Origin of the sequence: Campylobacter concisus, assembly GCF_003048875.2 — a bacterium.
GTDB classification, from domain to species: domain Bacteria; phylum Campylobacterota; class Campylobacteria; order Campylobacterales; family Campylobacteraceae; genus Campylobacter_A; species Campylobacter_A concisus_AU.
Map to the genome: position 1 here is coordinate 432,440 of NZ_CP049264.1, position 23,039 is coordinate 455,478.

At 40.4% G+C, this 23,039-nt stretch carries 19 protein-coding genes; 17 read left to right on the top strand and 2 right to left on the bottom strand.

Features of this window, described 5'->3' with window-relative positions:
- Window positions 1-47: 47 nt before the first annotated feature.
- From pyrH to CVT07_RS02290, 17 genes are all read left to right on the top strand, one after another.
- Window positions 48-764, top strand: a complete 717-nt coding sequence (gene pyrH / locus CVT07_RS02210; RefSeq protein ID WP_009294284.1) for a UMP kinase — start codon at window positions 48-50, stop codon at window positions 762-764.
- 18 nt (window positions 765-782) lie between these two features.
- Complete coding sequence (locus tag CVT07_RS02215) at window positions 783-998, top strand: DNA-directed RNA polymerase subunit omega (protein WP_004317259.1); 216 nt, start codon at window positions 783-785, stop codon at window positions 996-998.
- Complete coding sequence (locus CVT07_RS02220; protein WP_107936893.1) at window positions 985-3,174, top strand: RelA/SpoT family protein; 2,190 nt, start codon at window positions 985-987, stop codon at window positions 3,172-3,174. The genes CVT07_RS02215 and CVT07_RS02220 overlap by 14 nt, the downstream gene beginning before the upstream one ends.
- 9 nt (window positions 3,175-3,183) lie before the next feature.
- A complete protein-coding gene (tyrS, locus tag CVT07_RS02225; protein ID WP_012140228.1) occupies window positions 3,184-4,392 on the top strand; it encodes a tyrosine--tRNA ligase in 1,209 nt (402 codons plus the stop codon).
- Window positions 4,393-5,484, top strand: coding sequence for a nitronate monooxygenase (locus CVT07_RS02230; protein WP_004317256.1), 1,092 nt, complete (start codon window positions 4,393-4,395; stop codon window positions 5,482-5,484). It abuts the gene before it with no gap.
- The gene (locus CVT07_RS02235) at window positions 5,481-6,926 is read left to right on the top strand and encodes an N-acetylmuramoyl-L-alanine amidase family protein (protein WP_107936895.1); all 1,446 of its coding nucleotides are present in this window, start codon (window positions 5,481-5,483) and stop codon (window positions 6,924-6,926) included. Before CVT07_RS02230 ends, CVT07_RS02235 begins: the two co-directional genes overlap by 4 nt.
- A complete protein-coding gene (mnmC, locus tag CVT07_RS02240; RefSeq protein WP_107936897.1) occupies window positions 6,923-8,788 on the top strand; it encodes a bifunctional tRNA (5-methylaminomethyl-2-thiouridine)(34)-methyltransferase MnmD/FAD-dependent 5-carboxymethylaminomethyl-2-thiouridine(34) oxidoreductase MnmC in 1,866 nt (621 codons plus the stop codon). Before CVT07_RS02235 ends, mnmC begins: the two co-directional genes overlap by 4 nt.
- 73 nt (window positions 8,789-8,861) lie before the next feature.
- Window positions 8,862-9,506 (top strand): cupin domain-containing protein, encoded by a 645-nt coding sequence (locus tag CVT07_RS02245; protein ID WP_107936899.1) that lies wholly within the window; start codon window positions 8,862-8,864, stop codon window positions 9,504-9,506.
- A 111-nt stretch (window positions 9,507-9,617) separates the two neighbouring features.
- On the top strand, window positions 9,618-10,778 hold the full coding sequence (locus CVT07_RS02250; protein ID WP_107936901.1) for a multidrug effflux MFS transporter: 1,161 nt from the start codon (window positions 9,618-9,620) through the stop codon (window positions 10,776-10,778).
- Window positions 10,771-11,409, top strand: coding sequence for a uroporphyrinogen-III synthase (locus CVT07_RS02255; RefSeq protein WP_107936903.1), 639 nt, complete (start codon window positions 10,771-10,773; stop codon window positions 11,407-11,409). The genes CVT07_RS02250 and CVT07_RS02255 overlap by 8 nt, the downstream gene beginning before the upstream one ends.
- A 232-nt stretch (window positions 11,410-11,641) precedes the next feature.
- The gene (purD, locus tag CVT07_RS02260) at window positions 11,642-12,886 is read left to right on the top strand and encodes a phosphoribosylamine--glycine ligase (RefSeq protein WP_107936905.1); all 1,245 of its coding nucleotides are present in this window, start codon (window positions 11,642-11,644) and stop codon (window positions 12,884-12,886) included.
- Complete coding sequence (locus CVT07_RS02265; RefSeq protein ID WP_002941696.1) at window positions 12,883-13,332, top strand: RDD family protein; 450 nt, start codon at window positions 12,883-12,885, stop codon at window positions 13,330-13,332. The genes purD and CVT07_RS02265 overlap by 4 nt, the downstream gene beginning before the upstream one ends.
- Window positions 13,325-15,487: an LPS-assembly protein LptD gene (locus CVT07_RS02270; protein ID WP_107936907.1), complete on the top strand. Its 2,163-nt coding sequence runs from the start codon at window positions 13,325-13,327 to the stop codon at window positions 15,485-15,487. Before CVT07_RS02265 ends, CVT07_RS02270 begins: the two co-directional genes overlap by 8 nt.
- A gap of 12 nt (window positions 15,488-15,499) precedes the next feature.
- Entirely contained in the window at window positions 15,500-16,198 is a 699-nt protein-coding gene (locus CVT07_RS02275) for a sodium:proton antiporter (RefSeq protein ID WP_002941705.1), read from the top strand.
- On the top strand, window positions 16,188-18,386 hold the full coding sequence (locus tag CVT07_RS02280) for a polyribonucleotide nucleotidyltransferase (protein ID WP_107936909.1): 2,199 nt from the start codon (window positions 16,188-16,190) through the stop codon (window positions 18,384-18,386). Before CVT07_RS02275 ends, CVT07_RS02280 begins: the two co-directional genes overlap by 11 nt.
- An 18-nt stretch (window positions 18,387-18,404) precedes the next feature.
- Window positions 18,405-19,256 (top strand): universal stress protein, encoded by an 852-nt coding sequence (locus CVT07_RS02285; RefSeq protein ID WP_012140217.1) that lies wholly within the window; start codon window positions 18,405-18,407, stop codon window positions 19,254-19,256.
- Window positions 19,257-19,359: 103 nt separating this feature from the next.
- On the top strand, window positions 19,360-20,628 hold the full coding sequence (locus CVT07_RS02290; RefSeq protein WP_107936914.1) for a WG repeat-containing protein: 1,269 nt from the start codon (window positions 19,360-19,362) through the stop codon (window positions 20,626-20,628).
- 7 nt (window positions 20,629-20,635) lie between these two features.
- Here CVT07_RS02290 and CVT07_RS02295 read toward each other — a convergent pair whose 3' ends face one another.
- Entirely contained in the window at window positions 20,636-21,832 is a 1,197-nt protein-coding gene (locus tag CVT07_RS02295) for an MFS transporter (protein ID WP_107936915.1), read from the bottom strand.
- Between the two features lies 1 nt (window position 21,833).
- Complete coding sequence (locus CVT07_RS02300) at window positions 21,834-23,039, bottom strand: copper resistance protein NlpE (protein ID WP_107936916.1); 1,206 nt, start codon at window positions 23,037-23,039, stop codon at window positions 21,834-21,836.

A 23,039-nucleotide genomic window follows, 5' to 3' on the forward strand; every position in this document is an offset into this window, starting at 1 on the left:
TTTAAAGCCTTTTTGGCTAAAATGCGTGAATTTCAAGGAGCATGACAATGAGTAAGAGAAAACGCGTATTGGTCAAATTTTCAGGCGAGGCCTTGGCAGGAGAAAATGGTTTTGGTATAGACACAGCTGTGCTTAAATTTATAGCAAGCGAGATAAAAGAGCTTATAGAAAATGATATCGAAGTTGGCATCGTAATAGGCGGTGGTAATATAGTGCGCGGTGTGAGCGCTGCAAAAGACGGTATCATCAAGCGAACAAGTGGCGATCACATGGGTATGCTAGCAACTGTCATCAACTCGATCGCGATGCGTGAAGCTTTAGAGCGAAGCGGGCTTGAAGTAAGAGTGCAAAGTGCGATCAAGATGGAAGCGATCTGTGAGACTTTCATCGTGGGACGTGCGCAGCGCCATTTAGAAAAGGGCAGAGTTGTTATCTTTGCTGCAGGTACGGGCAATCCCTTCTTCACAACAGATACAGCAGCTACGCTAAGAGCTATCGAGATCGGCTCAGATATGATCATAAAAGCGACAAAAGTTGATGGCGTTTATGACAAAGATCCTAAAAAATTCAAAGATGCAAAACTTCTAAAATCACTAAACTACGAAAAGGCGATGAGCGATGATATCAAGGTTATGGACGATACTGCCATAGCTTTAGCAAAAGATAACGCACTGCCGATCTTAGTTTGTAATATGTTTAAGGCTGGAAATTTATTAAAAATAATAAATGAAGAAGAAGCAGCCCTATACTCAGTTGTAAAATAAATTTCAAAAAGGATAAAAATGAGAACAGAACAAATCACAGCAAGAGCACTAAAACAAGTAGGAGATGACAGATATAAGCTTTCACTTATCGTTGCAAAGCGCGCAGAAGCGCTAGCAAATGGTGCAATAGCTTTAGTCGATGCTGATACTTCAAAGATGAAATTTGCCGACATCGCACTACTTGAAGTGGCTGAGGGCAAAATAGGCTTAGAGGCAATAGTTGAAGGAAAATAGTCTTTTTTTAGAGCAGTTGATAGAGCAAATTTTAGCTTGTAAAAACGTTTCTGAAGCGATAAAACTGCTCTTTTCTCTTTGTGAGAGAAGTGAAATTTTAGACAAAGCTGTAGATAGCTGCGTCACATCTCACGCTGGACAATACCGCAAAAGTGGCGAACCATACGCCATTCACCCCATCTTAGTAGCCTCTATCGTAGCAAATATGGGCGGCGATGAGAGCATGGTTATAGCTGCACTTCTTCATGACGTGGTCGAAGATACCGATGTAACGCTAGGTGAGCTTCAGGCTGAATTTGGCGATGAGGTGGCAAAGCTGGTTGAAGGGCTTACAAAGATAGTTGCCATTAGAGAAAACAAGCTCGCAAGCTCAGACAGCAACGAAAAACTTGCAAGCTCGGCGCTAACTTTTAGAAAGATGCTCTTAATCTCCATAGAAGACGTGAGAGTCCTTGTCGTAAAGCTTTGCGACAGACTTCACAACATGCTAACTCTTGAAGCGCTAAGGCCTGAAAAGCAAAAACGCATAGCCGAAGAGACGCTTATGGTCTATGCTCCGATCGCTCATAGGCTGGGAATTTCATCGATCAAAAACATGCTTGAAGATCTAAGCTTTAAGTATGCGATGCCAGAAGAGTACGCTAAAATCGATAGCTACCTAAACAAAAACAAGCAGCAGCTTAGCTTAAAACTAAATGCTTTTCACGAAAAAGTAAGTCAAATTTTGCTTGAAAATGGCTTTATCGAGGGCACTTTTGAGATACAAAAACGCATAAAGCACTACTACTCGATCTATCTAAAGATGCAAAGAAAGGGCATTTCTATCGAAGAGGTGCTTGACTTGCTTGCCATTAGGATCATCGTGCAAAAGCCGCTTGATTGCTACCTGGCACTTGGAAATTTACATATAAACTTTAACCCTTTGATATCGAGATTTAAAGACTATATCGCGCTTCCAAAGCAAAATGGCTATCAAACGATACACACAACCATTTTTGATAACAAAAGCATCTTTGAGGCGCAAGTTCGCACTTATGATATGCATAAAACCGCTGAATACGGTGTCGCCGCTCATTGGAAATATAAAAACGGCGAGGGCAGCCTCTTAAATCCAAAGCTTGACTGGCTAAATGACATCAGCATGCAAAATAGCGAGAACGAGGGCAACGTTGAAGAGCTCTATGAATACGCAAAAGATAGCCTTTATATCGAAGATATCGCAGTTTATTCTCCAAAGGGAGAGGTCTTTACATTGCCACGTGGTGCTACGGCGCTTGATTATGCTTATGAGATTCACTCAGAGATCGGACTTTACGCAAAAGAAGCTTATATAAACCGCGTTAGGATGCCACTTCTAACAGAGCTAAAAAATGGCGACATCGTTAGGATAGTAACTGGCGAAGAGGCTAAATTTCGCTGTTCATGGATAAATAGCGTGCGAACAGGCAAGGCAAAGGCGACGATAAGGTCATTTTGTAAGCAAAAGATAAGAGATATAAACTACAAAATGGCGATAGATATCTTAAAATCAGTATTTAACGTCTCAAAAGATAGAATTTTAGAGTGGGTAGAGAGTGAAAATTTAGGCAAAAAGGTATTTCGTGCAGCAACTGATAGCGAGTATCTGCAAGAAGTGGCAAATATGCTTAAAAAATACATCAGAAAAGAGCGCCCTTTTATGATCTCTTTGGGCGACAAATACCAGATAAAAAAGCAGAAATTTGAAAATATAGTGATCTACTCAAATCACAAAATTTCAAATGTCGAGTTTGATTATTGTTGCAATCCAAAAAGAGGCGATAGCATAGTGGGCTTTAAAAATGGTCACACCGTGACAGTGCATCACAAGCTTTGCGAGCGTGCTGGCAAGCTAATGGATAAAGGCGACGAGATCATCTTTGTCAAATGGACGAGAAATGCCCCGCATAGGTATAAAATTTTATTAAATTTAGAAAACAGAAAAGGTGCGTTGGCTGAATTTTTAACATATCTTGCTAGACTTGATATAAATTTAGCTACAATCTCGCTAAACGAAGCAAATGATCTTAGCGGAGATACGTTTGAAATAAGCGTCGAAATAGCAGAAAACATCGATGCAAACGAGATCAAAGAGAAGATTAAGGATAGATATAAGATTATTGATTTTGTTTCGCAAAGTGACCCATATCATAATTAGGAGAGAAAAATGGTTCAAGATATAGACGATATTTTACAAGAGATAAACCGCGGCGTTGCTGAGATGATCGATGCTGAGAGAGTTGAAAATTTGGTTAAAAATTATTATGAAAAAGGCGAAAATTTCTACGTAAAAGCAGGCTTTGACCCAACAGCTCCAGACCTTCACCTAGGTCACACAGTCGTTTTAAACAAGATGGCTTTGCTCCAAAAGCATGGCGCGATAGTGCAGTTTTTGATAGGTGATTTTACCGCTCAAATAGGCGATCCAACAGGCAAGTCAGCCACTAGAAAAAAGCTAGATCAAGAGACCGTTTTAAAAAATGCTAAAACTTATGAAGAGCAAGTTTTTAAAATTTTAGATCCTAAAAAAACGGTGATCATGTTTAACTCAAAATGGTCAAATGAGCTAGGAGCTGCTGGGATGATCGAGCTAACTAGCACATTTTCAGTAGCTAGAATGCTAGAGCGAGATGACTTTGAAAAGAGGATAAAAGCGGGCAATCCTATATCAATCTCAGAGTTTATGTATCCGCTTCTTCAAGGCTATGATAGCGTTGCTATGAAGTGCGACATCGAGATGGGTGGCACAGATCAGAAATTTAACCTTCTAATGGGTAGAACCTTACAGCGAACATATAATATCGGCAAAGAGCAAGCTGTCATCATGATGCCACTTCTTGAGGGGCTTGATGGCGTAAATAAGATGAGCAAGAGCCTTGGCAACTACATCGGCGTTACTGAAAATGCAAATGATATGTTTGCAAAAACGCTTAGCATAAGTGACGAGCTTATGTGGCGCTGGTACGAGCTACTAAGCACAAAAACACTTGGCGAGATAGAAGAGCTGATGAATGACGTAAATAGTGGCAAATATCATCCAAAAAAGGCGAAAGAGGATCTTGCTTATGAGATAACAGCGAGGTATCATGGCGAGGAGGCTGCTAAGGCTGCTATGGCTGAATTTAACAGCGTTCACTCTCAAAATCAGCTCCCAACAGATATGAAAGAATTTAGCTTAAAAGCGCCGATTTGGATAGTAGAGGCCTTATCTCAGTGCGGGCTAAGTGAGTCAAATTCTCAAGCAAGGCGAGATATAAAAGCAAATGCAGTTAGCGTCAATCAAGAAAAAATTAGCGATGAGCAGTTAAAATTAGGAGCAGGCGAGTATATCTTGCAGGTTGGTAAGCGTAAATTTGCGAAGATAAAGGTTGAATAAATGGAGTTAAAGCCGTTAAAAATAGGTAAATACGAGATAAAATACCCGATATTTCAAGGCGGTATGGGGCTTGGCATCAGCTGGGACAAACTAGCTGGCAATGTGAGCTTAGAAGGCGGTCTTGGCATAATTAGCTCAGTTGGCACAGGCTACTATGAAAACCGCAAATTTATAGATAAAGAGCTAAATGCAAAGCCTTTTGGAAGCGAAAATTTCTACTCTACAAGAGGCCTTCGAGCTGTCATAGAAAACGCACGTAAAATTTGTGGCGACTTGCCACTTGGCGTAAATATAATGTATGCTGCAAACGACTACGCAAGGGTGGTTAAAGATGCCTGCGAGGCTGGCATAAATATCATAGTCTCAGGTGCAGGCTTGCCTACAAATTTACCTGAATTTACACAAAATTTTAAAGAGATAGCACTAGTGCCGATCGTCTCAAGCGCAAAAGCACTAAAGATCATCTGTAAGCGCTGGCTTCAAAGATATGAGCGCTTGCCAGATGCTGTCGTGCTTGAAGGACCGCTAAGTGGCGGCCATCAGGGCTTTACATATGAGCAGTGCCTTGATCCTGAGTTTTCACTATTTAACCTCATCCCGCAGGTAAAAGCTGAGATCAAAGAGTGGGGCGACTTTCCGCTCATCGCAGCTGGTGGAATTTGGGATAAAAACGACATCGAAAAGGCGATATCGCTTGGAGCAAATGGCGTTCAGATGGGCACACGCTTCATCGGCACACACGAGTGTGACGCAGACATTGGCTTTAAAGAGGTCTTGCTTGCAGCTGAAGAGAAAGACATCGAGCTTATAAAGAGCCCAGTTGGCTATCCAGCTCGCGGGATAAGAACAAATTTGATAAATTTAGTCGATAAAAGAATGGGTCCAAAGATCCAGTGCATAAGCAACTGCGTAAGCCCTTGCCAAAGAGGCAAAGAGGCAAAGCAGGTTGGGTATTGCATCGCGGATAGGCTATTTGACGCATATAGCGGCAAAAAGGAGAGCGGGCTATTTTTCACAGGAGCGAACGGCTACAAACTAAAAGAGCTAATAAGCGTAAAAGAGCTAATGCATAAGCTGGTACATGGTGAATGAAACGGGTTCTAATCTCTCTTTTTCTAGCATTTAGCTTTCTTTTTGCGGCGACAAATTCAGAGACTTTTGCCAAATTTGATAGAAATTTTATGGCTCTAAATAGAAGTGCTAAGATTAAGCTTCATAATGATATAAAAAATATCTACGTTGATGCGATCATTAAAAATGATAAAAATACGAAAAAACAGGCACTTACTAGGCTAATAACAAGCTCAAAGGCGCTTGGCTTTGACTCAAGCGCATATATAAGAGACCTAAATGCGATAAATGGCGTAAAAGGTGCCAGTGCGCAAGCGGTTTCGCCAGCTTTAACGCTACTAAGTGCCACAAAGGTAAATGACACCTTGGTGCTTAAATTTAACACAAAGCTAGATACTGCAAGGCTAAAAACATCGTTTGCCAAACAACAAAATGCCTACAAAAATATCATGGACATCGATGGCAGGCTAAATGGCAACCCACTAACTTATAAAAATTTCATCTCAGACTACATCCACATCTCGCAGTACGACAAAAACACCGTCAGGATCATCTTTTCTGACAAGGTGCAAAAGACGATAAAGGCAAATGCGACTGGGGACTTGCTAATAATCAGCGCTCAAAATTTCATCTCAAATGAAAACGTAAGAGCACCACTTCATAAGCTTAAAAATAAAAACGAAAAGCCAGCACAAAGCGCAGTAGAGCCAAATTTAAAGTCTGAGCCAGCACAGAGTGAGCCAGTAGAAGAGCCTTTGCCTCCAGTTGCTGCGGGTAAATTTTCACGCAACAAAACGATCGTCATCGATCCAGGGCATGGCGGCACAGACCCTGGTGCTGTAAATGGCAGTTTAAAAGAAAAAACAGCCGTTTTAGGTGTAGCTAAAAAGCTTGGCGAGATACTAAAATCTCGTGGATACAAGGTCTATTTCACCAGATCAACTGACGTTTTTATAAATTTAAGATCAAGAACGAAATTTGCAAACGACAAGATGGCTGACCTCTTTGTCTCTATCCACGCAAACGCCGCTCCAAACGCTACTAAAGCAAAGAGCATGCACGGCATCGAAACCTTTTTCTTATCGCCTGCAAGGAGCGAGCGCAGCAAAAACGCAGCCGCACTTGAAAACAAATCAGACATCGAAGAGATGAACTACTTTTCGCAGCAAACGTTTCTAAACGTGCTAAACCGCGAGAAGATCATCGCCTCAAACAAGCTTGGTATCGACATCCAAAAAGAAATTTTAGCAAGTGCTAGAAAGGTCTATGCAGCCAGCGACGGCAGCGTGCGAGAGGCGCCATTTTGGGTGCTCGTGGGCGCTCTTATGCCAGCGGTTCTAGTCGAGATCGGCTATATCACACATCCAGTCGAGGGCGAAAAACTCTTTGACGAGGCCTATCAAAAAGCCCTTGCAAACGGCATCGCAAACGGCATAGATGGATATTTCGCAAAAAATAGATGAAAAATGCAAATTTAAGCTTTAAAGGGCAAATTCCATTTAACGAAGAGTTTGGTGATATCTACTTTAACACCGACAAGCCATGGCTTGAGAGCGAATTTGTCTTTGCAAGCGCACTTGATGAAATTTGGCAGAGCAAAGGTAGCTTTATAGTCGCTGAGACTGGCTTTGGTGCTGGGTTAAATTTCTTCACACTTTGCAAGAAATTTAAAAATAGCTCTAAAAAACTTCACTTCGTTAGCATCGAAAAAAGCCCTATAAAAAAAGAAGATCTTTTAAAAATTTATGAAAATTTAGGCATTTTTAAAGCCTATGCTAAAAAGCTAGTTTCGCTCTATCCGCCGCTAATTTCTGGCATACACCGAATAAATTTCGCGCCAAATATCACCCTTGATCTTTGCTACGGCGAGGCAGATCAAATTTTGCCTGAGCTTGATTTTAGCGCTGATATCTGGTTTTTAGACGGCTTTGCCCCAAGCAAAAATGGCTCGATCTGGAGCGAGGGCGTCTTTAAGCAGATCGCAAGGCTAAGCAGGGTTGGCACCATAGTTAGAACCTACTCGTGCGCAAAAATGGTGAAAGAGGGGCTAAAAAATGCTGGCTTTTTACTGAGCCTAAAAGAGGGCTACGCTAGAAAACGCCAGATGAGTAGCGCCGTGCTAGAGAAAAAGGATGAAAATTTAAAGGACGCTTGGTTTGCGAGGTGTGAGCCAGTCGCCAGCGTAAAAGGCAAAATAGCGCTTGTTATAGGAGCTGGTGTGGCTGGGCTTGCCACCGCTGGAGAGCTAGCCAAAAATGGCTTTAAAGTGGTGATCGCCGAGGCAAAGAGTGAGGTCGCGACAAATGGCTCAGGCAACCACTGCGGCGCCTTGATGCCACTAGTTACGAAGCCCGGGGTAAATTTAGGCCGCATGCATATAAATGCGTTTTTGCAAGCAATGAGATTTTACAAGGCAAATTTGCCAAAAAGCCTTATCAAATTTAATGGCTGTATCGACTATGCGTTTGATGATGAGCTAGTTAAAAGGTACGCCTCGTGGCAGGGTCAAAACGCGGAGGATATTTTTAAATTTGATGAGAGTTTAAAGCCATATCCTGGGATATTTATAAAAGAGGCGGCATACGCTAGACCAAGAGAAATTTGTAAATTTCTATCAGGCGGTTTTGAAATTTTATTTAACCACGAGTACGAGAGCAGGACGCACCTGCAAAATGGCAAGATAAGCGTTAAATTTAAAAATAAAAAAAGCTTGGAGGCTGATATCTTGGTCTTTTGTACTGGCAGCAAGAGTAGTGAAATTTTTAAAGACTATGACATGCAAATAAGTAGCGTCCGCGGCCAAGTCACGCACCTAAAACCAGTGCTAAAAAACACCATGCCACTAAGCGCAAAAGGCTACATCTGCCCAGCTGTAAAAGGGGTGCAAGTAATCGGCGCAACCTACGCTAGAAATGAAATTTGCGACACGCCTAAAGATGAGGATAACGCTAAAAATTTAAGCGATGTGAGTGAGTTTTTTGACGCCACAAAAGCCACCATCATCGGTTCACGTGTGGGATATAGAAGTTATAGCGGAGATAGGTTTCCGATAATTGGCGCCCTGCACGATGAGGAGTTTTACAAGCAAAACTACAAGGGGCTATTTTGGAGTAAAAATAAAGATAGTAACCAAAAAGCAAGCTACGAAAGAAATCTCTTTGTAAATTTCGCTCACGGCTCACGTGGTCTTGGCACAGCGATACTTGGAGCAAATTTGATAACGGATCTTGTGCTTGCTCGCCCACTTTGCATAGAAAGGTCGCTATTTTTTGAGCTACACCCTGCTAGATTTTTGATAAGAAAGCTAAAAAAAGGACTAAAATAGTCAAATTCCTTAACATATGTTAAGAACTATTATCAAAACTTGCATTATAATCCTTCGCAAAAAAGGATACAACTTGAGCAAAATTTATAATCTTGACAAAGACACAAAAATAGTTGAAAAAAGCGTCGTTAGCAAAAGGCTCTTTCAAAACAAAAACGCAAGTGTAGATATATACGCATTTGATGAGGGTGAGGAGCTTGATCACGAGATGCTTTTTATAGATAGCCTTGCCTTCGTCATTGACGGCGAAGCACAGCTTGAATACGGCGAAAAGCAGATGAGGCTTGGGCGTGATGAGGCCTACCTTATCGAGGCAAAAACCTGGCGAAAGCTCAAATTTACAAAGAAGACAAAATATTTACTAATAGATTTTAAGGAGAATGTTATGATAGATCATTTAGACAAAGCGAGTGTCTTTAGCCTCGCAGATGCCGTTAACTACGAGAGTGGCAAGATAGTTAGCAAGACGCTTGTCAAAAACGAAAATGGCTCGATGTCGCTACTTAGTTTTGACAAAGACCAAGAGCTCTCAACCCACGCTGCCCCTGGAGATGCGCTACTTATCGCGCTTGATGGCGAGCTTGATTTAAAGATAGCTGATGAGAGCTTTCATCTAGTAAAGGGCGATAGTATCGTGCTTCCAGGCAAGATCCCACACGGCCTAAAAGTGAAAGACAAATTCAAAATGCTTCTAATCGTCACAAAAGACAAAATGTAAAAATAAGCCCTATTTTAGGGCTTTTCTCTTTTATAAATCACATTAAATTTACCCTTAATAACCCAAAAAGCAAAGTCATAATATAATCCCTTTAAAATTTAAAGAAGAGCTATGAAAAAAGAAAATTCCAAACTATTTTTACTGCTATTTTTGGGCGCGCTTTCGGCATTTGGCCCATTTGTCACAGACCTTTACCTGCCAGCACTTCCAGCCATAACTGAGTGGTTTGGCACAAGCGTTTCAGCAACCCAGCTAACTCTTACGACCTCGATGGCAGGCCTTGCGATAGGCCAGCTAATAGTTGGTCCAATCAGCGATAAATTTGGGCGAAAAACACCACTTACCATCTCGCTCATCATATACACGATTAGCACGATTTTTATATTTTTTGCGCAAAATATCCAGTTTTTTATCTTTATGCGCATCATCCAAGGGCTTGCAAGTGCGGGCAGTCTGGTTATCTCAAGAGCCGTTGTGAGCGACCTTTATAAGGGTCACGAGATGACCAAATTTTTTAGTCTTATGATGGTTGTAAATGGTCTTGCTCCGATATTTTCACCAATAGGCGGCAGCTTGCTACTTAAATTTACCGACTGGCGCGGCATCTTTATGGCGCTAACGATCATCGGCATTTTGCTATTTATTGCAAATTTTTACTTCAAAGAGAGCCTAAGCCCTGCTAACCGCCTAAAAGTGCCTTTGTTTCAGACCTACAGCGTCTTTGGCAAAATTTTAAGAAAAAAGAAATTTATGCTATTTATTGCGATCCAGACATTTACGATGGCCGCGATGTTTGCCTATATCGCGGCATCGTCTTTTATCTTACAAGAGTTTTACTTGCTAAGCCCAGTAAGTTACAGCTTTTGCTTTGCGGCAAATGGCCTAGCCATCGTCATAGGTGCTAGGCTTGCAAGCTTGCTAAATGAACGAAAAGCACTAAAAACTGGGCTTTTTGGCACCTTGTTTGCTAGCATTTTTATAGTGTTTATGCTTTGCTTTAAATTTGAAGTGATCGGCGTTATCATCGCATTTTTCTTGCTTTTGCTCTTTACTGGCTTTATCTTGCCAACGGCCTCATCACTTGCGATGAATGAGGGCAGAGAGTACGCTGGCTCGGCCTCAGCAGTGCTTGGATTTTGCCCATTTTTCTTGGGCGGAGTCATCTCGCCACTAGTTGGGCTTGGTGACATTTTTTACTCTACTTCAATAGCCATTTTTGCTTGCAGCGTGCTTGCCTTTATCTCATTTTTAGGGCTAAAAAGAGTTGCGTAAAATTTATCTTGTCTCAAACACAAAGACGGCTGATGAGAGCGTTGTAAATTTAAGCGTTAGTAAGATAGAGTTTTTGAAATTTGAGATAAATTTAAGCGAATATGACGCGCTTGTGGCAACCTCCAAAAATGCTTTTAAGGCTTTAAAATTTAATGGCATTTTGCCTATAAATTTGCCAGTCTTTGCTATCGCAAATAGTTGCGCAGCAGCTGCAAGAGAGTTTGGTTTTAGTGAAATTTACACTGGGCAAAACGCACATGGAGATGACTTTGCAAGAGAAATTTTGCCACTTTTAAATGGCAAAAAGGTTCTTTATCTAAAAGGCAAAGATAGCGCTTCAAATTTCTTAGAAATTTTACTAAGCGGTGGCGTAAATATAAAGGCGGTCATCTCTTATGAAAATGTCTTAAATCCTTGCAAAATGGAGCTAAAACCGCCAAAAAATAGCATTTTAATCTTCGCATCTCCGATAAATGTGAGAAATTTTCTTACTAATTTTGGCTGGGACGAGAGCTATCAGACGATAAGCATCGGAAAGGTCACCGCAAAAGAGCTAAAATTTAGCACGCCACTTGTTAGTCAAAGTCAAGATATAAACGCTTGTATCGCACTTGCCAAAACGTTACTTTAAGCAAAGAATTTATATAATTTTATTACCTGAGTGAAGCGAGTCAGCATTTTACGGGGTCCAACACTTTTTTGTTAGCGAAAAGGTATGGGTGCCTTGCGATGTGGCTTCGTTTGAGCCTTAAACAGCGAGAAGTTGCAACCTTTTGGTATCCATCTATTTGCAAGATTGGCTTTGTTTATGGGCCACTCTTCTATGCGACGCCCACTTGGGTTTTTAAATTTACGGAGATAATATGAACATTCTCATAATAGGAAGTGGCGGCCGCGAATACGCCATTGCTCTAAAACTAAAAAGCGAAAAAAATATAAATTTATACTTTGCACCTGGAAATGGTGCGACCTCACGCCTTGGTGAGAATTTAAACATAAAAGACTTTCATGAGCTAGCAAATTTTGCCAAAGAAAATAGTATCGAGCTAACTATCGTGGGACCTGAAGCGCCTCTTAGCGAAGGCGTAGTGGATATATTTAAAAAAGAGGGTTTGCTCATCTTTGGACCAAGCAAGGCAGCAGCTAGACTTGAGGCCAGCAAGGCCTATATGAAGGACTTTTTGGCTAGAAATAACATAAAAACTGCAAAATATTTAAACACAGACGACAAAGAAAAAGCATTTAAATTTATTGATACCCTAAGCGTGCCAATGGTTGTAAAAGCTGACGGACTTTGCGCTGGAAAAGGCGTGATCATCGCAAATTCCAAAGAAGAAGCCAAAGAGGCAGTTAGCGACATGCTAAGTGGAGCTAGCTTTGGTGATGCTGGCAAATTTGTGGTAGTTGAAGAGTTTTTGGACGGCTTTGAGTTAAGCTTTTTTGCCATTTGTGACGGCGAAAATTTTGTAAGCTTGCCAGTGGCGCAAGACCACAAACGCCTGCTTGACAACGACGAGGGTCCAAATACTGGCGGTATGGGCGCTTACGCTCCAAGTCCGCTTGCTTCAAAAGAGCTTATAAAAAGGGTCGAAGAAGAGGTTGTAAAACCTACGTTAAAAGGGATGAAAAACGAGGGCAGTCCGTTTTGTGGAGTGCTTTTTGTGGGGCTGATGATCGTGAAAAATGAGCCTTATGTGCTTGAGTTTAACGTGAGATTTGGCGATCCTGAGTGCGAGGTCTTGATGCCATTAATCGACGGAAATTTGAGTGAAATTTTACTAAATGCTGCAAAAGGCGAGCTAAAGCCTATCAGCTTAAAAGATGAATTTGCAGTTGGCGTCGTGATGTCTAGCAAAAATTATCCTTATAAAAGTAGCCCAAAGGCTAAAATTTCAGTTTTAAATGATGTAAAAGATGCCCATATAGCTTACGCAGGCGTGAGCAAAGAGGGTGATGAAATTTACGCAGATGGCGGCAGAGTGCTAGTCTGCGTGGCGACCGCAAAGAGCATAAAAGAGGCACGTGATAAGGCCTATGAGCTTTGCGAAAATGTCAAATTTGACGGAGCACACTTTAGAAAAGATATCGCGTGGCAGGCTCTAAAATGAGTATGCAGATAGAAGAGAAGCTTCAAAACGAAGAAATTTCACTTGCTCCTTTTGCTAAGAGGATCATGGCGTTTTCTATCGATGAGATCATAGTTTCGTTTCTTTTTATGATCATCTATTGGGAGCCTCTTTCTACTAGCACCAACTATGATGACGCTAGAAATTTAGTATTAAATTTATTTTGGCAAGTGGTCGCTTTAAAAGTCATCTATCACACATTTTTTGTTTGGTATTATGGCGCAAGCCTCGGGCAGATGATAACAAAGACGATGTGTATAAATGTAGAAATTTTAGATAAGCCAAATTTAACTCAAAGTCTTGTTAGGGCGATATTTAGGATAGTTAGTGAAGCTTGTTTTTATCTTGGCTTTGCGTGGGCACTTTCAAACCCTGCAAGGCAGACGTGGCAAGACAAAATAGCAAAAACAGTGGTGATAAATGCGTAAAATTTTATTTTTAATTCCGGTTTGTGTTTTTAGTTTAAGTGCAGCAGTGCAAGATGTGCAGCTATTGGCTGATGATGTGAAGCAAGATAAAGGCATCGTAACGGCAAACAAAAACGTCGTTGTATATTCGCAAGAGTATCTTGTGACGGCTGATTGTGCTGTTTATGATCAAAATAACTCAGTCATTGAGCTCTTTGGCAATGTCAATATGATGAAAGGCAAAGATGAGGTCTCTCGCTCAAACTACGCTAAGCTAAATTTAAAAAACAACAACGCTGCCTTTGAGTCGCTCTTTATGATGAACAAAGACATGGAAGTGTGGATGAGAAGCGATGAGAGCAGCTCTGATAGCGAGTACTATAGAGTAAGAAAGGCGATGGTTTCAAGCTGCAACGTCCAAGACCCTGACTGGAGCATCACCTCAAGCTCAGCCATGCTAAACAAACAGAGTAAATTTCTGCATCTTTTTAACCCGGTCTTTCGCATAGCAAACGTGCCAGTCTTTTACCTGCCATACTTTGGCTTCTCAACTGATACTACAAGAAGGACAGGACTCTTGCCGCCAGAGCTTGGATATGGCAAGTCAGAGGGCTTTTACTACAAACAACCAGTCTATTTTGCACCTTATAATGAGTGGGATCTGGAATTTGATCCGCAGATAAGAACAAACAGGGGTGCTGGAATTTACGGTGCTTTTAGATTTACTGATTCACCTGATTCAAGAGGTGAGATCAGTTTTGGTTCATTTACTGATAAAAACAGCTACCGAGCCAAGCAAAAAAGCGAGACTTCAAACAGAGCTGAGCTAAAAAACAAAACTCACAAAGGTGTCGGGCTAAAATATGAAAGAGATAAACTCATAAAATACCTTAGCGAGGCTGATCTGCAAGAGGGCATGTGGATAGATGCAACCAAACTAAATGACATAGACTATCTAAATTTAAAGGGCAGAGATGATGACTATGACTCGCTTGTGACCTCTAAATTTAACTACTTCATAGCAAATGACGATCACTACTTTGGCGCCTATGCGAAATACTACATAGACACCGAAAAGATCGGCTCAAAGAATGAAAACAAAGATACGCTTCAAGAGCTTCCATCGCTTCAGTATCATAAATTTACAGACGATATAGTCTTGCCAAATATCTTATATTCAATCGATCTTCAATCACATAGATATGATAGAAAGATAGGCGTTAGAGCAACTCAGTATGAATTTACGCTGCCAGCTTCAGTGCATGTGCCACTGTTTGATGATAGCTTAACGTTTTCATTTTACGAGTACCTTTACGCTTCAAGGATAAACTACGAAAACAAGATAAATTCATTTGATGACAAAAGAGAAGATAAACACGCAAATTTTGTAAATAACTATCATAAATTTGCCCTTCACACAGACCTTGCAAAAGCGTATGAGAGCTTTTATCACACTTTAAATTTTGGTGCTGAGTACTTGCTGCCAGGATATAGAAAAGGAAATTTAGACGACGAGTTTATCTACGATAAAGATCTAAATGAGTATGAAAATTTCTTAGCTCAAGATCAGAGCAAAGAAGAGGTTTCTGGCTATTTGACGCAGTATTTCTTTAACGGCAGTGGCAGAAAAGTCGTAAAACACAGCATCTCACAAGGTTACTACACAAAAGATGATGAGTATTCGAATTTAAAAAATGCCATCTATCTATATCCGTTCGAGAATTTTAGCGTTTATAACAAGCTTGAATACTCACACAAAGATAGAGAGCTTAAAAAGGTGCAAAACGGACTTTACTATACGCACGATCTATTTTGGATAAATATGCTCCACACGATGAAAAAGAGCGACAGCCTTGCTAAAAATAGTGCAACAAAAGATAGCTACTTTACAAGCAGCGCTGGCGTAAAGCTCCCTCATCAATATAGCTTAATCGGTGGCTGGCAATACGACCTTGAGAGAAGCTACACAAAGAGCTGGAGAGTTGGCGTGCTTCATCAAAGAAAGTGCTGGAACTACGGGCTAATTTATCAACACGATGTCGAGCCGACAACAACGACAAATGGTTCAGCTTCAACTAAGAAAAGCGGCATCTACTTTACTATAAATTTCTATCCGATGGGCGGCTTACACTATGACTTTTCACAAAGCAGCACCACTTCATCAAGTAGCAAATAAGATGGCTAGATAATGGCAAGCGTTAAATTTAAAGATCAACTAGATGCAGCTAACAAGCTCATCGAGATCTTGCCAAAAAAAGAGCTAAATGACGCTAAGACGATAGTTCTTTGCATGTCGCTTGAGTCAGTTATCCTGACTGATGTGGTTTGCAGGGGGCTAAATTTGAGCTATGAGATGCTCTTTAGCGAGCCAATCCCTGCGCCAAACAACAGCGAATGCGACGTAGCGATAGTTAGTGAAACAGAAGATATCGTGCTAAACGATCCTCTCATAAAAGCTTTTAACATAAGCTATGACTACATCTACGGCGAAGCGCATAGAAAATATGAAGAGAAAATTTTAAAAAATGTCTATAAATACAGAAAAGGAAATTTGATAGGAGAGCTAAAGGGCAAGAATATTTTACTGATCGATGAGGGGTGTGAGACTGGCATGACGGCACTCATCTGCATAAAGACGCTGCTTGATGTGAAGGTAAAATCCATCTCATACGCAACGCCGATGATAGCCACTGATGTCTTTGCAAATTTAAATGATATGGTCGATGAAATTTATACGATAAATAAGATCGTTGATTTTATCGATGTGGATTCGTATTACGAGAAAAAGATCGAGGCTACGAGCGAACGCATTATGTCGATATTAGAAGAGAGCCCTCACTATTTACCGTTACAAAAACAACAAGGAGATAAAAATAATGCAATATAGTATAGAAGTCAATAATCAGGTCGAAATTTTTGACCTTAATAAAGTAGCTAAACAAGCTAGCGGAGCAGTGCTTTTAAGGGTAAAAAACACCGTAGTTTTAGCAACTGTGGCAAGAGAAGATGTGCAAGTTGAAGAGGACTTTTTGCCTCTAACGGTGCAATACATCGAAAAAGCTTACGCAGCTGGCAAAATACCAGGTGGTTACGTCAAGCGCGAGACCAAGCCAGGAGACTTTGAGACACTAACAGCTCGCATCATAGATAGATCGCTTCGCCCACTTTTCCCAAAAGGCTACGCATACCCAACACAGATCGTTGTCATGGTACTTTCAGCTGATCCTGAGGTTGATTTACAAGTTGTGAGCCTAAATGCGGCTTCAGTTGCACTTTACCTTAGCGACATCCCTGTAAATCGCCCAGTTTGTGGTGTAAGAGTTGGCTATATAGATGAAAAATTTGTTATAAATCCAAGCAACTCTGAGCTAAAACAAAGCGCGATCGACCTATATGTTGCTGGCACAAAAGATGAGCTTTTGATGATCGAGATGAGAAGCTTGCCTCAGCAAACTACGCAACTCATACCGATGGTAGCGATCGAGCCAATGATAGATCCTAGCCTAAGCGATAGCATGGCGCAAAAGCAAGTGATGAATGAATTTAGTGAAGATAAGATGGTTGAGGCGATCGACTTTGCTGGCAAGGCTATACTAAGAGCTAGCAGCGCTTACGAAGAGGCGTTTAAAGAGCACAAAAAAGAGGATGCCGCACTTGAGCTAAAGCCAGAGATAGAAAACGAAAATATCGCTATTTACATCGATAAATTTTATAAAGCAGAGGTTAAAAACGCGATCAATCAAATGGCAAAGAGTGAGCGTGCAAGCGAGCTTGGCAAGATCGCTAAACAAATTTCAAGCGATGAGGTAGCTCAAAAAGAGGGCTGGGACGAGGCTATCATCTCAAATGTCCTTGGTAAATATAAAAAGAAAATAGTAAGAGAGCAGATCATAAACGAGGGCGTTAGAGCCGACGGACGTGGGCTTGAAGAGGTTAGACCTATTAGCATCGAGACAAATGTCCTTCCAAATGCTCACGGCTCATGCCTCTTTACAAGAGGTCAAACTCAGGCGCTAGTTGTCGCTACTCTTGGCACAGATAGCGATGCTCAGATGTATGACATCCTAACTGAAAAAGCTCCTTTGGTTGAGAAATTTATGTTTAACTACAACTTCCCAGGCTTTAGCGTCGGCGAGGCAAGCCCACTTAAAGCTCCTGGTAGACGTGAGCTTGGACATGGAAATTTAGCCAAACGTGCCCTTGCACCAAGCATCGATCTAGCTTCTCCATATACGATAAGGGTCGTTTCAGAAATTTTAGAGAGCAACGGCTCAAGCTCTATGGCTAGCGTTTGCGGTGGTTCGCTCGCACTTAGAGCTGCTGGGGTCAATACCCAAAAACTTGTCGCTGGTGTTGCGATGGGTCTTATATTTGAAGGCGATAAGCACGCTGTTTTAACCGATATCATGGGTCTTGAAGACCACGACGGCGATATGGACTTTAAAGTTGCTGGCACAAGTGATGGCATCACAGCGCTTCAGATGGACATCAAGCTTGGAGGCATCAGCCTAGAAGTGCTAAAAGAGGCGCTATATCAAGCAAAACGCGGCAGAGAGCACATCCTTGCTCTAATGACACAGGCTGATAAAAATATAGAGATAAACGAGGATGTATTGCCAAAACTTGAGCTATTTAACGTCGATCCAAGCAAGATCGTAGATATCATCGGTCAAGCTGGCAAGACTATAAAAGAGATCATCGAGAAATTTGAGGTTTCGATCGACCTTGATAGAGAAAAAGGCGAGGTTAAAATCGCAGGCGGCGCTAAGAAAAACGTCGATGCAGCAAAAGACTACATCATCTCTATCACTTCAAAAGAGAACTCTCGCTCGTTTGGCAAAAAGCCGTTTAAACACGACAAAGACCGTGTAAAACCGACATTTAACATAGGCGATGAATTTACAGGAAGCGTAAAAAGCGTGGTTGATTTTGGAGTATTTATCGAGCTAAAAGACGGTGTTGATGGTCTGCTTCACATCTCAAAGATAAAGAGCCCATTAAACGTAGGCGATCAGGTAAAAGTGTGTGTGAGCGAGCAAAAAGGAAATAAAATTTCGCTCTCTTTGGTTGAATAAATTTTTAAAGGATAGATGATGAAATACAAAAAGTTGCTTTTTCCAATAGGAGCAGGGGACGATATCGAGCCAAGAATTTACGGTGCTTTAAAGGTTGCACAATGGTTTAAAGCTCACATGGAGATCCTCACTTGCCAACTAGATCCAAGCGTGGTTTATAATATGAAAATGACGCTTCGTGGTGGAGTGCTTTTTGAGGAATTTTTAAAATCAGCCAAATCAGAGCTTGCGGTTGAGCACGAAGAGAACGAAAAGCTTTTTAATAAAATTTGTGCTGAGCTAGGCATAAAGGTGAGCGACGAGGTCATCGAAGATGTCTGCACTGCAAATTTCACGATCCATAATGGAAAAAGAAGCGCCATAGTTGAGCAAGAGAGTAAATTTTGCGATCTAGTCGTAGCTGCAGTGCCACTTGATGGCAAGATCACTGGCACATTTGAGTCAGCTGTTTTAAAAAGCGGAAAAAATGCGATCGTTATCCCTAGAAAGATGCGTGAATTTAGGGCTGATAACATCCTTGTAAGCTGGACAGGAACAACTCAAAGCTCAAGAGCTCTAACTGGAGCGATCGATCTTTTAAAGAGCGCTAAAAAGGTTCAGTGCATCACTTCAAAAGCAAGCCTTGGCGATAACGCCGAGCTAAATCTTAAAAAACTTGAAGAGTATTTTAAGGTTCATAATATCAGTGCTAGTTTTGAAGTTATAGCAACTACAACGATACCTGGCGAGGCACTTTTAAAAGCCGCAAATGATAGAAATGCGGACCTTATCGTAGCCAGCAGATACGGCGAAAACGGGCTTATGGAGATGGTCCTTGGCGGAACATCAAGATTTTTCTTAGAACATACAAATATCCCAGTTTATCTATAAAATTGCAAGGGCTTATGCTCTTGCACTCTCTTTTTAAAATATTAAATTTAGTATCTTTTTAAAAAAATATAAATAAAATAGTCACAAAAAAAGGTGGTGAAGGATGAAGCAGACTTTTGAGATAGTTGGCGAATTTAAAGAAGGTTTAGCTAGGATCAAGAAATTTGGCAACTATGGTTTTATAAATGAAGCAGGAGAACAGGTCATTGCGTGCAATTTTAGTGATGCAAGCGACTTTTGTGAAGGGCTGGCCAGGGTTAAAAAATTTGGCAAATTTGGCTTTATAGATAAGAATGGTATTCAGGTAATTGAATGTAAATTTGATGATGCAAACGATTTTTGCAATGGCTATGCAAAGGTTAAAGTAAATGGCAAATGGCTTGAGATAGATAGTAGCGGAAAAGATCCTAATGTCAGTGAGAGTAGCGAAGAAATTCAAACAGAGATTAGCAATGTTGATGTTATCAAGCTTAAAAAAGATGAATCTGAAAATAAAGCGGAAATTTCAAAAGACGATGTAGTTATTAGTGATAATAACAAAGTAGAAAAGTCAATAAAAATTGATGATATTAAAAGCTCAACTATGGTTAAAAATATGGTTGAGATAGATGGAAAATGGCATGAGGTAGGTGCAACTAAAAGCGAAGGTAAAATAGAAATTTCAAAAGATGGAAATTTTGTAATAGTTGATGAAAATAACAATAAAATAGAAATCCCAATAAATTTTGCAAGACCTGACGCTCTTAAAGATATGCTATCTAATGGCGAGGTTCAAGAGTGGACCAAGGTTAGTGTCAATGGAAAGAGTGAGTTTTTTGATAAAGACAACAATAAGATCATTCCATCAAAAGATGGCACATTTGTGATCCATGATGGAGATAATAAAATAGAAATTTCAAAGGATGGCAACGCTGTAATCATTGATGGCAACAACAAAGTAGAAATTCCTCTAAATCCAAGTGATATGAAAGCCTCTAAAGAGAGCTCAACTGTCGTTAAAAATATGATTAATATAAATGGCAAATGGCAAGAAATAGACGGCGAGGAAAAATTTGGTCAAAATGATATCAAAGTAGTACCTTTAAAAGATGAGGATACTATAGTAAAAGATGACAAGAGCAAGAAAGAGGAAATTTTAAAAGATCGCAATACTACCGCAGCCAATGAAGCATATAAAAAAGAAAATTTATCACAAGCTAGTAGTAGTGGGAGTTTAAAAAAGGGTTCTGTTAAGCACAATGTTAGAGATTGGTTTGAGGAAAAGGAGAAAAAGAGTGAGGGTAAGAAGGAAGAGTCTTCTGAACATGAGCTTTTGTCTTCAGTAGTTATCTTTATAGTTATAATTTTATTAGTTAGTTTCTTTAAAAGATAGATCAATTTTACCTTATCTCATATCTTTTTGAAACTACGTGGTAGTAAAAGGCTCCAATAAAAAAGAGGCTTCCCATGAAGGCTGCGATCATCTCCACGCTTAGTCCAAGCTCATATAAAAAGCCGATCGCAAATGAGATAAGCGCGCTAAATCCAAGAAAAACCATATCATTATACGCGATCACTCTGCCGTAAAACTCTTTTTGGCAGTTTTGCTGAAGCAGCGTGTAGGTGTAACTCCAAAGGCTTGACGTGCAAAATCCAGCAAAGATGATGCCAATTAGCGAGAGATAAAAATTTCGCAAAGAGAGCGCCCAGATGATGATGCCAAGCCCTTGACCGATGTAGATGTAGATGAGCGTTTTTTTATTCATAAATTTACTAAGCATGGCTGGTGCAAACATAAGCGAGATCGATCTTGAGGCATTTAATAGGCCAATAACTAGCGAGGTTGAGAGTAAATTTGCGTATCTATAGTCAGCCAAAAGCGCGATCAATGCGTCATAAGCGGTGATGCCAACAAAGGCATGCAAAAATATAAGATGCACGATGAGCCTATTTTCTTTTAGGTATTTAAGCCCATTTTTGAGCATTTTTAGAGGTTTTTCTATAAATTCTGGCTTTAGCTCGTCTAGCTTTAAAAGATATAAAAAGCCAAAACTGCAAAGATAAAGAGCTCCGTCAAGCAAAAAGGCGCTTTTGATGCCAAAAAAGTGTATATAAACGCCAGCAAGCCCCATGCCAGCGGTGTATGAGACCGCCCAGATGATCGAGTGGATCTCGTTTGCAAGCTTTAGGCTCTCTTTGCTTAAAATTTTTGGCAGCACGCTCATCTCTACTTGAAAATACATCCCGCCAACGCCGTTTCTAATAAAAATGATAAGCAAAAGTAGCCATAGATAATCAAGCGAATTTATAAAAAGCAGCATAAAAACGCTTATGGTCTCAACCGCCATCATGATCACAAGCATAGGTTTTGGGCTAAATTTATCAACCAAAATGCCGCTAAATGGAGCGATGACAACGCCTGGGATAAATGCCATCGCCGCACTTAGTGTAAGTGCCCATACAGGAGCGTCAAGCGAGATAAGCAGTGTGAAAATGCCAGTGTGCGAGAACCACACACCAAAGTAGCACATGAGCTGGATGGTGCTTAAAAGGCGGAAATTTCTCTCGTCCTTTAAAAGCTTAAGATACTCTTTCAAACTACTGGTTCCACATCAGAGTTATCTGCTCTATTTGTGCCTCGTCTGGGATCTGGCTTAAATTTGTTATCTCTTGTGCAAGCGGATTTTTAAGCTTTATAAGCATGTCGTGGCTGTCTATTTTTAGATAGATATTGTTTGCATCGCTTTGAAATTTAGAGATAACAAGGTTGTTTTTTATATCTTTGAAATTTGATTTTAGGCTGATATTTTCAGGAGTTTTAAACTCATTTGAGTAAATTTCGATGCTTGTGATGATGCCATTTAGCAAGGTGTATTTAAAAATTCTCTCGTTTTTGCTTGTGACGATGTAGCTATTTTCTTTTTTAGTATTGTCTCTTTTTATGTTTTTTGCGCCATAAAATTTCATCACATCAGCATTTGCTGACTCGTTTGTAAGTTTCGCAAAGAAGCCCTTGCCAAAGAGGCTAGATCTACCTTTTTCTCTTTTGTAGTGTCCGCTTATGTGAGCATTTTTGCAAATTTTATCGTTTGCGATTATGAAGATGTCGTTAGCGGTTTTATGCACGCTTAAAGCCACGCCTTTTTCATCCAAAAGATAAAAAATGCCCTTGTCATAAAGCAGCTCTGAGTTAAATTTACAAAGTGGTGAGCCATCTTTTAGCGATGAGTAAAAGCTTATCTTTGCGCCATTTTTACTAGGCACAAGCACAAGCTCTAAAAAGCCATTTTTGTCTTTAAATTTAGAAAATCTAGCAAAAAAACTCTCTTTATAAGCCCTATTTACCGGCTCGTAGTTATAAATTTGAGCTAGCACGCCAACTCGTTTATTTTTCTTATCATCAAGCTGAAGAAGCGAGTTTTTATTTGGCACAAAGTAGCTAAGTGCGCCGCTTTCATCTTTTAGCACGATAGCGCTCTCATCGACATCAAATGTGCCACCTTTTTCTACCAAAGTAGCAGCCTTATCCATCGTAAGCATAGTTTTTGTGTAGGTTTTGTCTTTATTTAGAGTTAGGATGGTCTTTATGCCTTCGCAGTTTGAGCATGGCAAGGTCGTGTAGTAGCTCGTGTAGATAGAGTTTGAAAGTATTAGTTTTTCTGGTTTTTTGGGTTTTTCGTCTCTAACTAGGGGCTTTTCTTCTTTTGATTTTTGTGTTTGTTCTTGATTTTGTGGCTTTAAATTTTCATTTTTCGCGCAGCCGATGATGAAAAATGAGATAAGTATGGCAAAAAGATATTTCAT

Excerpts from the sequence above, each read along its gene's own strand:
- pyrH (WP_009294284.1), top strand. The coding sequence starts at position 48 with ATGAGTAAGAGAAAACGCGTATTGGTCAAATTTTCAGGCGAGGCCTTG.
- CVT07_RS02215 (WP_004317259.1), top strand. The coding sequence starts at position 783 with ATGAGAACAGAACAAATCACAGCAAGAGCACTAAAACAAGTAGGAGAT.
- tyrS (WP_012140228.1), top strand. The coding sequence starts at position 3,184 with ATGGTTCAAGATATAGACGATATTTTACAAGAGATAAACCGCGGCGTT.
- CVT07_RS02230 (WP_004317256.1), top strand. The coding sequence starts at position 4,393 with ATGGAGTTAAAGCCGTTAAAAATAGGTAAATACGAGATAAAATACCCG.
- CVT07_RS02235 (WP_107936895.1), top strand. The coding sequence starts at position 5,481 with ATGAAACGGGTTCTAATCTCTCTTTTTCTAGCATTTAGCTTTCTTTTT.
- mnmC (WP_107936897.1), top strand. The coding sequence starts at position 6,923 with ATGAAAAATGCAAATTTAAGCTTTAAAGGGCAAATTCCATTTAACGAA.
- CVT07_RS02250 (WP_107936901.1), top strand. The coding sequence starts at position 9,618 with ATGAAAAAAGAAAATTCCAAACTATTTTTACTGCTATTTTTGGGCGCG.
- purD (WP_107936905.1), top strand. The coding sequence starts at position 11,642 with ATGAACATTCTCATAATAGGAAGTGGCGGCCGCGAATACGCCATTGCT.
- CVT07_RS02265 (WP_002941696.1), top strand. The coding sequence starts at position 12,883 with ATGAGTATGCAGATAGAAGAGAAGCTTCAAAACGAAGAAATTTCACTT.
- CVT07_RS02270 (WP_107936907.1), top strand. The coding sequence starts at position 13,325 with ATGCGTAAAATTTTATTTTTAATTCCGGTTTGTGTTTTTAGTTTAAGT.
- CVT07_RS02275 (WP_002941705.1), top strand. The coding sequence starts at position 15,500 with ATGGCAAGCGTTAAATTTAAAGATCAACTAGATGCAGCTAACAAGCTC.
- CVT07_RS02280 (WP_107936909.1), top strand. The coding sequence starts at position 16,188 with ATGCAATATAGTATAGAAGTCAATAATCAGGTCGAAATTTTTGACCTT.
- CVT07_RS02285 (WP_012140217.1), top strand. The coding sequence starts at position 18,405 with ATGAAATACAAAAAGTTGCTTTTTCCAATAGGAGCAGGGGACGATATC.
- CVT07_RS02290 (WP_107936914.1), top strand. The coding sequence starts at position 19,360 with ATGAAGCAGACTTTTGAGATAGTTGGCGAATTTAAAGAAGGTTTAGCT.
- CVT07_RS02300 (WP_107936916.1), bottom strand. The coding sequence starts at position 23,039 with ATGAAATATCTTTTTGCCATACTTATCTCATTTTTCATCATCGGCTGC.